The following is a 12,379-nucleotide window of genomic DNA, read 5'->3' as shown; positions in this document are numbered from 1 at the left end:
ATGTGGTTAAAAAGACGTCAGGCTTTGGCGGTAGGCCACATCACGCTGCTAGTAAGCAGTCTGTTGTGGTCGCTAACAGTGTGCTCAGCCGTGCAGAATAGAAGCGCCTCAGCTGAGCCCCCCACCAAACCCAATATTGTGCTTATCGTTACAGACGATCAGGGCTATGGGGATATTGGGCGTCACAATAACCCGATTATTCAAACCCCCAATATTGACGATATTGCGGCGCAAAGTGCCAGGCTGACTAACTTTCATGTAGACCCCACATGTTCTCCCACGCGATCTGCTTTGTTAACGGGTAAACACTCCCTGAGAGCTGGCGTTTGGCACACTATTTTAGGGCGGTACATGTTGGGCCCTGAACATGTCACTCTCGCTGAATCGCTTCAAGAAAATGGCTACAGAACCGGGATATTTGGCAAGTGGCACTTAGGTGATAATTATCCTTATCGCCCACAAGACCAAGGGTTTGACGATGTACTCATTCATGGTGGCGGTGGCGTCGGCCAAACTCCAGATTATTGGGGCAATACCCAGTTTAATGACACCTATTACCGCAACGGTACACCCGAAAAATTCAGTGGTTACGCCACTAAAATCTGGTTTGATGAAGCCAAAAAGTTCATCGATAAACAACACGACACACCGTATTTTGCCTATATCGCACTCAATGCCCCCCATGGGCCTTACCGCGCCCCAGAAACTCACATTGAGCCCTACGAAAAGCGGGGTTTAAATCGAGACATGGCAAGCTTTTACGGTATGATCAGCTACATTGACGAGCAAGTCGGCGAGCTGCGTGCTCACCTGCGCGCCCAAGATCAACTCGACAATACCATTTTTATTTTTATGACAGACAACGGTAGCTCTTATAAGCCCACCGATGCGAAAACCCATTTAACTAAGCGCCACCTGCCGTTGGCTGAGCAATACCCTAATTGGCAGCCGAACGACAATATGCGCGGCTATAAAGGGGAAGTGTATGAGGGAGGGCATCGGGTACCGTTCTTTATCTCTTACCCTAATGGCAATATCACAACCGGGGATTACGAAGCAATAACCGCCCATTTTGACGTTATGCCAACGCTCTTAGAATTGGCAAATATTCCGCCGGTAAATAGCACCTTAGATGGCACAAGTTTAGCAACATACCTTAAGGGTGAGCAGGCAAACCGCTCTTTGGAAAGCAAGTTATCCGAACGAGCGATAGTGGTGACTAACCAACGCGTATATCACCCCAGCGTCAAACGTCCCATCGCTATTGCGTTTCATCAGTGGCGCTACATTTCAGCCAACGACAGCGAAAAACTGTTTAACCTACAGCAAGACCCAAGCCAGCAAAATGACATTAAAAACGACCATCCCGACATACTCGCCAGAATGCGCCAGCGCAAGCAAACTTGGTGGCAAGAGATGCAAAACAGTGGTTTTAAAGACCGCTATATTTCAGTTGGCAATGACGCAGAAAACCCAGTACGCCTTAACGCGATGGATTGGATGGAAGTACCAGACAATCAAGCCGTGCCCTGGTTCATTGGCCATCAAGCCCCTGCGCCAGAATGGGACTACGTACATTGGTTAACAGAAGAAGATAAATACCAAGCGCTACCTTGGTATATCGATGTAGAGCAAGCGGCAAACTATCACGTTAAAGCTTACTTTCACGATATACCCGCCGCGACGCCGGTAAACAAACAGCTGTGTGTTATACAGGTGGGCGACAAACAGCTTTCCGCTCCCGTTTACGGTCGTGCCTCCCACTGTGCTATTACCTTACCCTTGGCCAAAGGCAAGCAAAAAATCAGTGCTTGGTTTACCGATAACAAACAAAGCTTGTCAAAAGAAAAAGCCGCCTTTTATCTCTATCTTGAACGTATCTAGCACGAGGATTTAATCATGTCAGCCATCAATGGAAAAACGCTGCTCGTAAGTACTGCTTTTTTATTACTATGCGGCTTAGGCATCAGTGGAAAAGCCTATACCCGAACTCAAGTGCAGAGTGAAAGTGAAACAGTAAAAAATAAACCTAATATCGTTATTTTTTATGTGGACGATCTCGGTTACAACGATATTGGCGCTAATGGCGGTACCCTGGTCAGTACACCAAATATCGACCAACTCGCCAGCAAGGGTATCCGCTTCACTGACGCCCATAGCTCGTCAGCGACATGCACCCCTTCGCGCTATTCCTTGCTCACAGGGGAATACGCTTTTAGAAACAACGCAGCCGTACTGCCAGGTGACGCGCCTCTTATCATTAACGTGAATAAGTCAACCTTGCCCGATATGCTCAGCAAGGCCGGCTATACCAGTGCCATGGTAGGCAAATGGCACTTAGGGTTAGGTGACGGCGAGAGCCCAGTCGATTGGAATCAAGAAGTTAAACCCGGCCCACGACAGGTGGGCTTTGATTACAGCTTTATCCTGCCCTCAACCGGTGATCGCGTACCGTCTGTATACATGGAAAACGGCCGAGTGCAGAATTTAGATCCCATGGACCCGCTAAAAATAAGTTACGTGGAAAAGATTGGTCAGCGTCCCACAGGACGTGAAAACCCTGAATTATTGCGCCAGCAAGCTGATAATCAACACAGTGATACCATTATCAATGGCATCAGCCGGATCGGGTTTATGCAAGGGGGGAAATCCGCTGAATGGAAAGACGAAGAGTTCTACCAAGTCTTCACGAATAAAGCCAATCACTTCATCGAACAAAACGCGAAAAAGCCGTTTTTCTTGTTTTTCTCATTTCATGATATTCACGTACCACGTTTGCCTAACGAGCGCTTTTTAGGAAAAAGCCCTTTGGGTATTCGCGGTGATGCCATTATGCAAATGGACTGGATTACCGGACAGGTCGTAGCCAAACTAAAAGCAATCAACGCCCTAGACAACACGCTTATTATTTTTACCAGTGACAACGGGCCTGTGTTGAATGACGGCTATCAAGACGGTGCTGACAACACCTTAAATCAGCATCAGCCTGGGGGTCTATATCGTGGTGGTAAATACAGCGCTTACGAAGCCGGCACGCGAGTTCCTACCATTGTGCATTACCCAGCGAAAGTGCAAGCTGGGGTGAGCGATGCTCTGGTCAGTCAAATTGATATTTACGCCTCTTTAGCATCTATGCTCAATATCGAATTAGATGACAAAGAAGCCATTGATAGCGAAGATTATCTAGCAACATGGTTAAACAGTGACGCAGCAGGCAGAACTGAGTTGATTGAAGAGTCATACACGTTGGCACTTCGTACCGGTGACTGGAAATTCATTGCCCCCACAGATAAAACCAACCCTTGGATTGCCAGTGATAAACGCATTGAGTCAGGCATGTCCCCTACCCCGCAATTATTTAACCTGAAGGACGATCCACAAGAGCAACATAACGTGTTTAACACGCACCCGGACAAAGTCACCCAATATAGCCAACGCATTGCAGATTTGGTTAAACGCGAAACGCGCTAATGTAAAATTTGGCGTGTATGGTTTCGAGTGTGATGCCTATCCGATTGGTCTGTTACATCAGCAGCATTAGCCCAATTAATGGATGGCTAAATTAGCAGGGTGCACTTCAGTAATACGCCAGCAATACCCTAGTATTCCTAACTAGGCTTCGGGGGAAAAGCGCGGATCGTGTACTCTTTGCGAAACGCGCTGGGCGTCACGCCCGTTTCCTTTTTGAACGTGCGAGAAAAATGAAAAATATCACAAAACCCGCAACTTTCAGCCACTCTATCAATACTGTCAGCCCCCAATAACAAACGCTGTTTCGCTAAAGCGATTTGCTTGTGCACCATATAGCGTTTGGGTGAAACATTAAACGCGGCTTTGAATTTTCGTGAAAAATGCTCAGGCGACATGTTTGCCGCCTCGGCAAGTGCGATCAAACTTGGCGGGTTTGCGACGTGTTGATTGATGACGCTAAGGGATGAAACAAGCGCTGGGTGCAACAAATGTTTACGCTGCTGGGGCACATCATCAAAAATATGCATAAATGGCCGCAGTAGGTTTAACAGTAAGCTCTGACGCTCTAGCACCGCGCTTGGGCGCATCGTCTGCATTGCTGAAATTAGCTCATCAAACAAGGTGCTTGTTGCATCCGGATTGGTGCATTTCACTCTACACGGCTTACCGTATAGCATAAATAAATCCAACCCTTCATCAAGACTCGCCTGAAAGTGGACCCACTTAAAGCCTAGCTTTCCTTGAGCTGAATGAGACAGTAATTGATAAGGCGGAATGAGGTATAAGTACCCCGGCTCCATGATGAGCACACGATCGCTAAAATGTAATTCAGCTACCCCAGACTCGACATAATAAATTCGATTGTAGTGATTAACGAACTGGCTACCGTTCCACTCTGCCCCTATTTGCATATCAAAGGCGGCATAAACATGAAAATGCACCTTGCTGAATAGCGCATCAGGCTGCAGATTTTGCCACACAAACCCACCCGAGCCAGTTTCGAATTGTTCAATTAACATTATCTATGATCACCTTAATACACAAAGAGGCTTGACTACACTTACTGAAAAACATCGATTTTACTAGTGAAATATCAATTTCATACAAATATACATCAAGATTATCAATGGTGACACCTTTAACATCTGCGTAACATTGATTACATCGAAAATACACTTAAAGATAACTATGGATTTATTTCAATTCTTTGCGCGCTTTCATGTACTGGTGTTGCACTTGCCTATCGGTATTCTCATGTTGGCAGCCCTGGTAGAGATGGTCGTTCGTTTTAAAGGCCAAGCACGAAGTGCACTGCTCAACATAGTTTGGTTCTGGGGTGCCGTTTCAGCTGTGGCTGCTTGCGTACTGGGTTGGATGTTGTCTCAAGCCGATGGCTACAGTGCAGAGGCCATTTTTATACACCGTAGTTTTGGCATATCTGTGGCGATTACCGCTTGGATTTGCTGGTGGGCATTTAAACGTAACAGCCCAGGGATAGTGATTTATACCTTATCGAGCATTGTGTTGGGGCTGTTATTTTCTACTGGCCATTACGGCGCCAATATGACCCACGGTGAAACCTATTTAGTCGAGTACGCACCGAACCCGATTCGCCAAATAGCAGGTTTTGAACCACATAAAGCGCCCAGAGCCCCAATCACCAGCCTTGCTCAAGCAGATGTATATTTAGATGTCATTTCCCCTATGTTTGAAAAACGCTGTGCCAGTTGCCACAACGACAGCAAACAAAAAGGCGGCCTCAGCCTTGCCTCATTTGAAAGCCTGAAAAAAGGCGGAAAAAGTGGTAATACCGTCGTCGCAGGTAAGCCTGAACTCAGTGAACTTTATCAGCGCGTAACCCTCGATCATGACGAGAAAGGATATATGCCAGCAGAAGGCAAGAAGCCCCTTAGCGCAGAGGAAATTGACGTGATTAAGTGGTGGATAGCCACAGGTATTCCTCATCAAGGCCCTGTGACTGATTTTGTGCAAAACAAAGAGCAAAAAGCCTTACTCACTGACCTACTGGCCATTAACCCAACCTCTTTAGCGGACATTGAGCCGATAAGCGACGAGCAAGCCCAACAGTTAGTCGATGCTGGCTTTGTGGTTAAGCAAATTGCCCAGCAATCCAACTACTTAGACCTCGACATGTCTATTTCGCCATTGCCACTTACTGCCGACACGTTAGCCCTACTAACTGAGGTGAAATCCCATGTGCTGTATTTGAATATTGCTAAGAAAGACGTGACCAAAAGCCACATGGAAACGATTGCCCAATTGCCTAATTTGCAAAAATTGCGTTTAGAGCACTCAACGGTAACCACCCGCGCTCTGGCTCCTCTGAAACAAGCCGCTAATTTGTATTACCTCAATCTTTACGCCACCGAAGTAGATAACGATGTACTGCCAATGCTCAATGAATTTGCCGCATTGCAACAAGTGTACTTGTCAGCCAGCAAGGTCGATGCGGAGGCATTTGCTCGTCACTCCCTAAACGGTGACACCAAGATGTATTACAGCACGGTCGCAAGCAACGACGCCGACATTGCCCAAAACAATAAACACGGATCGAAAGTGGAATAATGATGCAAAATACGAAACTGAACACCACTGAAACAGCGAGCTCTCATTCAGCCCTTGATTCGGCCTGTCACTCAGCGCTTGACGCCCCCAAGGTAGATACAAGTAAGCGCCAGTTCTTGCAAGGTGGCGCAACACTCGGTAGCGCTTTGCTATTAGCCGGCATGTCGTCTTCTACCCATGCTCATGAACCCGAGAAAAAGCAGTTGCCCAAAGCGGGACGTTCACCTCACGGTAGCATCGTTGGCCACGGCGACTTTCAATATAAAGTGGACTACAACTGGGGCAGATTAGATCCCCACAAAGTGCCCGTTGAAAACAGTCACGGTCTGGCCATCGACTCTAAAGGGCGAATCATCATGGTCACCGATAGCGACGTAAATAACTTCGTGGTGTACAACAAAGACGGCAAATTGCTGGACGCTTGGGGCACACAATACCCCGGGGCGCATTCCGTTAAAATTTCCCATGAAAATGGTGAAGACTTTATCTATATCGTTGATTGCGGATGGGTGCTTGATCGCAACCGCCCTGACGATCAATGGAAAAATAAATGGTATCCACAAAGTGGCTTTATCGCCAAGCTAACGATAGACGGAAAACTGGTTTACACCATAGGCCACCCCGTCACAATAGGTATTTATACCCCAGACATGCGCTATCAACCGACGGATCTCACCGTCGCCCCTAACGGAGATTTGTACGTCACCGACGGCTACGGATCAGATTTTGTTATTCACTACGATAGCAATGGTAAATATCTGCGCCACTGGGGAGGCACGAAAAACGCCGATAAATCACTGAACTTGGTCAATACCCATGGTATTGGAGTGGACACACGTGACCCAAATAATCACCACTTACTTGTCAGCTCAAGGGGCGAACAAGCTATCAAAAAGTATTCAATGGACGGAAAATTACTCGGTGATATTCATTTACCAGGGGCCTATGTAGGCGGTCCTGTGTTCAAAGGTGAGCATTTTTACGCCCCTGTTTGCTGGTCGCACATAGACGCAAAGATGGCTCCTAACTCCGGTTTTATCACCATACTCGATAAAAACAACCGTGTGGTCTCTAATCCCGGCGGTTTAGCACCTGAGTATGTCAATGCTCAGCTACAGCCTATGCAAACCAACTATCAGGTTTTTAATCACTGCCATGCTGTGTGTGTAGATGATGACGAAAATCTGTATGTGGGCCAGTGGAATGCCAATCAGATGTACCCCATTAAATTAGAACGCGTGTAGGTCAAGCCATGAAAATTCATTTCCCCCTTATCACTACTGTTATTGTTGGTTTGCCCATGGCAATGCTCGTCGCGGGTTGCAACGACGATGCAAGCGATGTGGCATTTAAAGAGCCACTGCCTGATGTGGTCGATTTTAACTACCATGTTAAGCCGATCCTGTCAGATACATGCTATTTATGTCACGGCCCGGATGTAGCCAACGCCAAAGCGGGCTTAAGCCTGTCTAATTTTGACAGTGCCACCAGCCACAAGACCGATGACGGACTGGCCGCCTTAGTCGCAGGTTCAGCCAAAAACAGTGCTGCCTATCGTCGTATCATGTCTGATGATGAAAACATGGTTATGCCACCACCTGAGTCAAATCTATCGCTGTCTCCCCGGGAAAAAGCGCTCATCGGAAAATGGATAGATCAAGGTGCAAAATACAAAAAGCACTGGTCTTTTATTGCCCCAGAAAAAACAACCTTGCCGACACCCGCCAACTCAGACTGGGCGGCAAACCCAGTGGATAATTTCATACTGAAAGCCATCGAGGATAAAGGCTTAACGGTCAGTCCTCGTGCTGACAAAGAAACACTGATACGCCGAGTCACCTTCGATCTTACTGGCCTGCCCCCTACTTTAGAGGAAATCGATGCGTTTCTTGCTGACACCAACCCTGATGCCTATCAGCAAGTGGTAAAGCGGTTACTTGCCACCCCTGCATTTGGTGAACGCTTAGCAACAGAGTGGCTAGATGTTGCGCGCTACGCTGATACCCATGGATACAGCACAGACTTTTACCGAGACATGTCTCCCTATCGTGATTGGGTCATTCAAGCATTTAACCAAAACATGCCATTCGATGAATTTGTTACCTGGCAGCTTGCCGGCGACTTGCTACCTGACCCAACAAAAGAGCAAGTGCTCGCCACGGCCTTCAACCGTATACATGCACAAAATGGCGAGGGCGGGATCGTTAACGAAGAATTCAGAGTGGAGTACGTGAAAGATCGGGTGCAAACCGTAGGCACAGGCTTACTGGGTTTGACCATGCACTGCGCCCAATGTCACGACCATAAATACGACCCTATATCTGCCAAAGAGTATTACGCCACGACAGCATTTTTTAACAATATCGAAGAGTCAGGGCAAATATCCTACGATGCCAACGATATGCCTGTCCCCACATTGCTATTGCCTACTGACACGCAACAAGCGCAGCTTGAACGCATCACGACACAAATGAATGCCCTAACCCAGCAGATGGACTCTCGCCACAGCGTCGACAACAACGCCTTCAAACAGTGGGTAAACAGTAATATATCCTCTGACGCCCGAGACATTAACCAAACCCTGCAGGCCTACTTTCCTTTGTCTTCCTCTGATAGTAACGACAACATCAGCAACCAGATCAACAAAGATGCCCCCGGGAAGGTTATCTTTGGCTCTGACCCGAAAAAGAAAGTGGGCGATGCGATGGTGCATATAAAAGACGATGGCCGAGAAGCAATCGTCCTAAATGGCGACGATCCTCTTTACTTTCCGACCGTAAACGGCTTCGAGCGCGCGAAACGCTTTAGCATTAGCTTAGATACCAAAGTGCCTGACTCGTTAGAAGAAGGGGTCCTGTTTCATTACAACAAAGCCGGTATTCTTTATAATTTTAAAGGCTTTGATGTTTCAATACAGGACGGACGCTGGCTGGTGCGTTTTGCCCATACTTACCCATTTAACGCCATTACATTAACCTCAACCGAAGAGGTAACACGCAATCGGTGGCAAAATATCACTCTGACCTACGACGGCTCTTCAAAAGCCGCTGGTGTACATTTTTATATCGACGGCCAACCACTAAAAATGCAGGTTGAGAAAGACAATCTATACAAAGATTTCAAACACACACATGAAGGCGTGCTCAAAGAAATGGGCTTAAAAATTGGGGCCAGATGGCGTAGTCGAGGCACACCTGACACCCTAGTTGATAACCTGCGAGTTTACAGCGCTGACTTGACACATGTTGAAGTCGCTAACGCGTTTGGCACTCAAAACCGTGAATCTGACTTTGCCCAGCAAGATTTATTGGCCCTATACAATCACAGGTACAACAGTGCATTTCAGCAAGACATTGCTCACCTATCCGAATTACGGGCCGAGCACAGTGGTTTAGCTGAGCAGATTCAAGAAATTATGGTCATGAAAGAAGGTCCTAGTCCGAAGCAAGCCTACGTACTGAATCGTGGCAGCTATGCAGAGCACGGGGAGCCAGTAGAACCCGGTGTCCCTGAGACGGTCCTAACGTTTGATAAAAGTTTACCTAAAAATCGTTTGGGCTTAGCCAAGTGGCTAACGGATGCTAAAAATCCACTGGTGTCTCGGGTTGTGGTTAACCGCTATTGGCAGATGATTTATGGCCAAGGTTTGGTGACCACACCAGAGGACTTTGGCAGTCAAGGCAAGCTGCCGTCACACCCAGAATTACTCGACTGGCTTGCAGTGGAATTCATTGAATCTGGGTGGAACGTTAAGCAGCTCATCGCGTTGATGGTCAACTCATCGACTTACACTCAATCATCCAAGGGCTCCCCTGAGCTAAAAGAGCTAGACCCAGAGAATACGCTACTGGCTCGCGGCCCAAGTGCTCGTTTAACAGCTGAAATGATCCGTGATAATGCACTGGCCAGTAGCGGTTTATTAGTCGAGCAGGTGGGCGGGAAAAGCGTACACCCTTATCAGCCTAATGGTATTTGGCGAATGAACAACATGGATTACGTGCAAGGCTCTGGGCAAGATTTGTATCGCCGCTCCATGTACACCATATACAAGCGCAGCGTTCCGCCACCCAATATGACCGCCTTTGATGCTCCGTCCCGGGCGCACAGTGTGGGGGTTAGGCAAGCAACCAGCACCCCATTACAAGCGCTGGCACTGTTAAACGATCCGCAAATTGTTGAGGCATCTCGTGTGTTAGCACAAAGCGTGTTAAGCGACACCGCAAATACCGAAGAACAACTCAAGAAAGTATATCGTTTACTGACCAGTCGTATGCCAAGCGAACAAGAGCAGGCTCTGATCCTAGAAATGTATAGCGAGATCGAGCAAAGCTTTAGCCAAACACCTGACAAGGCAGCCGAATTTCTATCTGTGGGTGAAACCCCTGCCAATAGTGAGCTTAATGAAATTAAGCTGGCTGCATTGGGCACAGTGACCAATATGTTAATTAACCACGACGCTAGCGTCATTAAACGTTAGGAGCCGAACATGACAAACAGACGAGATTTTTTAAAAGGTACGATGCAGGGTTTAGCCGCTGGGGCGATGGCCAGCGCCATTCCTAATTTCGCTCAAGCACGAGACCTTAACCCTGGCTTAAATGGTATTTTGGGCTCTCCGCACACACCTGCCAAAGCCAAGCGGGTTATCTACTTGTTTCAAAGCGGCGGGCCATCGCAACTGGAAACCTTTGACTACAAACCCACGTTAGACAAACGCCATGGTCAACAACTGCCGGCAGAAGTTAGAGGCGATCAAGTCCTAACGGGCATGAGTGCGCAGCAAAGTTCGCTGCCCTTAGCTCGCTCAGTGTATGACTTTAAGCAATATGGCGAATCTGGGGCTTGGGTGAGTGAGCTATTGCCCCACACGGCCAAAATTGTTGATGACTTGTGTATCGTGCGCTCAATGCACACAGATGCTATCAACCACGATCCGGCGATAACCTTCTTACAAACAGGATTCCCTATCGCTGGTCGCCCCAGCATAGGCGCTTGGTTAAGCTATGCGCTAGGCTCCGACAACCCCAATTTACCGCCTTTCATCGTCATGGTATCAACCAATGCCGGCGGCCAGCCTTTATATTCGCGCCTGTGGGGAAATGGCTTTTTGCCCTCTATCCATCAAGGTGTTCAATTTAGAGGCGGAGCAGACCCAGTACTTTATTTAAACAACCCGCCGGGCTTAGACGTGAAGAACCGCTCGAAGCTAATGGATAAATTCAAACAGCTGCAAGATGCACAATATCAACAGTGGCAAGATGAAGAGATTATGTCACGGGCAGCGCAATACGATATGGCTGAGCGCATGCAAAAGTCAGTACCTGATGCCACTGATTTCAGCGATGAGCCTGATTGGGTTTTTGATATGTATGGGCCTGACTCACGCAAACCGGGCACTTACGCAGCTAACTGTCTTTTGGCTAGGCGCTTAGCTGAGCGCAACGTTAAATTTACTCAGCTTTATCATCAGGGCTGGGATCAACACGATAACCTACCTGGCGGCATTAAAGCCCAGTGTGAAAAGACCGATCAGGCTTCTGCAGCGCTGGTGACAGATTTGAAACAACGCGGACTACTAGACGATACCCTAGTCGTTTGGGGAGGCGAATTTGGCCGCACGAATTACTCTCAAGGTAAGCTGACAGAAACCAATTATGGCCGTGACCATCATCCTGGCTGCTTTACCATGTGGATGGCAGGGGGCGGCATTAAGCCGGGTATATACGGTGAAACGGACGAATTCGGCTACAACATCATCAAAGATCCCGTGCATGTGCATGACTTTCAAGCCACATTGATGCACCTAATGGGGGTTGAGCATGAAAAGCTCACTTACAAGTATCAAGGCAGACGCTTTCGTTTAACCGATGTGCACGGCAAAGTGATGAAGAACTTGTTAATCTAAGCGTTTGATCTGACTGCACTTAACACAAAAAAGGCCACTTCATGTGGCCTTTATCATATGAAGCCTGAATTAGAAATTGTAGCGAGCGGAAATACCGAACACATCTACGTCATCAGCAAGAGTGTAAGAAGCACCAACGGCAAACTTAGGTGTAATGAAATAATCAGCACCTAACTCAAACGCTGTATCATCTTCTTCAACGTTAACGTAATGAATAACACCACGTAACTCAACCGCCCTTGTTACCATTGAACGCACGCCTGCGGACACACCATATCCGTTGTCGTCGAAATCATCTTCAGCAAAGCCAGCGTCAATTGACACATCTGCATACTCATAGCTTAGCGCTGCGAAGAAATCTGTATTTGCGGTCACGCCATAGCGATAACCTCTACCAGATTAGAGGCTTTCGTTATA

Annotated in this window: 8 protein-coding genes; 6 read left to right on the top strand and 2 right to left on the bottom strand. The window is 47.5% G+C overall.

Annotated elements, in window-relative coordinates:
• Both PATL_RS04190 and PATL_RS04185 read left to right on the top strand, forming a co-directional pair.
• Positions 1 to 1,884, top strand: a complete 1,884-nt coding sequence (locus PATL_RS04190; RefSeq protein WP_011573709.1) for an arylsulfatase — start codon at positions 1 to 3, stop codon at positions 1,882 to 1,884.
• Positions 1,885 to 1,899: 15 nt separating this feature from the next.
• On the top strand, positions 1,900 to 3,471 hold the full coding sequence (locus tag PATL_RS04185; protein WP_011573708.1) for a sulfatase family protein: 1,572 nt from the start codon (positions 1,900 to 1,902) through the stop codon (positions 3,469 to 3,471).
• Between the two features lie 137 nt (positions 3,472 to 3,608).
• On the opposite strand, the gene PATL_RS04180 is transcribed toward PATL_RS04185, so the two are convergent.
• Positions 3,609 to 4,490, bottom strand: a complete 882-nt coding sequence (locus tag PATL_RS04180) for an AraC family transcriptional regulator (protein WP_011573707.1) — start codon at positions 4,488 to 4,490, stop codon at positions 3,609 to 3,611.
• Positions 4,491 to 4,659: 169 nt separating this feature from the next.
• On the opposite strand from PATL_RS04180, the gene PATL_RS04175 reads away from it, so the two are divergent.
• From PATL_RS04175 to PATL_RS04160, 4 genes are read left to right on the top strand one after another with little or no spacing between them, the layout of a single operon-like run.
• Positions 4,660 to 6,057 carry a c-type cytochrome domain-containing protein gene (locus PATL_RS04175; protein WP_011573706.1) on the top strand — a complete coding sequence of 466 codons (1,398 nt, stop codon included), beginning with the start codon at positions 4,660 to 4,662 and terminating at the stop codon, positions 6,055 to 6,057.
• Between the two features lie 2 nt (positions 6,058 to 6,059).
• The gene (locus PATL_RS04170) at positions 6,060 to 7,301 is read left to right on the top strand and encodes a peptidylglycine monooxygenase (RefSeq protein WP_041714220.1); all 1,242 of its coding nucleotides are present in this window, start codon (positions 6,060 to 6,062) and stop codon (positions 7,299 to 7,301) included.
• Between the two features lie 8 nt (positions 7,302 to 7,309).
• On the top strand, positions 7,310 to 10,534 hold the full coding sequence (locus PATL_RS04165; protein WP_011573704.1) for a DUF1553 domain-containing protein: 3,225 nt from the start codon (positions 7,310 to 7,312) through the stop codon (positions 10,532 to 10,534).
• Between the two features lie 9 nt (positions 10,535 to 10,543).
• The gene (locus tag PATL_RS04160; RefSeq protein WP_011573703.1) at positions 10,544 to 11,962 is read left to right on the top strand and encodes a DUF1501 domain-containing protein; all 1,419 of its coding nucleotides are present in this window, start codon (positions 10,544 to 10,546) and stop codon (positions 11,960 to 11,962) included.
• A gap of 69 nt (positions 11,963 to 12,031) precedes the next feature.
• On the opposite strand, the gene PATL_RS04155 is transcribed toward PATL_RS04160, so the two are convergent.
• Complete coding sequence (locus PATL_RS04155; RefSeq protein ID WP_011573702.1) at positions 12,032 to 12,337, bottom strand: porin family outer membrane protein; 306 nt, start codon at positions 12,335 to 12,337, stop codon at positions 12,032 to 12,034.
• Positions 12,338 to 12,379 lie beyond the last annotated feature (42 nt).

Origin of the sequence: Paraglaciecola sp. T6c (genome assembly GCF_000014225.1) — a bacterium.
GTDB lineage: Bacteria > Pseudomonadota > Gammaproteobacteria > Enterobacterales > Alteromonadaceae > Paraglaciecola > Paraglaciecola atlantica_A.
Note: the sequence above shows the minus strand (reverse complement) of the source record. Positions and strands in the feature narration are given on the sequence as shown.

Coding starts and splice junctions, on each gene's coding strand:
- PATL_RS04165 (WP_011573704.1), top strand. CDS start 7,310: ATGAAAATTCATTTCCCCCTTATCACTACTGTTATTGTTGGTTTGCCC.
- PATL_RS04160 (WP_011573703.1), top strand. CDS start 10,544: ATGACAAACAGACGAGATTTTTTAAAAGGTACGATGCAGGGTTTAGCC.
- PATL_RS04170 (WP_041714220.1), top strand. CDS start 6,060: ATGCAAAATACGAAACTGAACACCACTGAAACAGCGAGCTCTCATTCA.
- PATL_RS04180 (WP_011573707.1), bottom strand. CDS start 4,490: ATGTTAATTGAACAATTCGAAACTGGCTCGGGTGGGTTTGTGTGGCAA.
- PATL_RS04175 (WP_011573706.1), top strand. CDS start 4,660: ATGGATTTATTTCAATTCTTTGCGCGCTTTCATGTACTGGTGTTGCAC.
- PATL_RS04190 (WP_011573709.1), top strand. CDS start 1: ATGTGGTTAAAAAGACGTCAGGCTTTGGCGGTAGGCCACATCACGCTG.
- PATL_RS04185 (WP_011573708.1), top strand. CDS start 1,900: ATGTCAGCCATCAATGGAAAAACGCTGCTCGTAAGTACTGCTTTTTTA.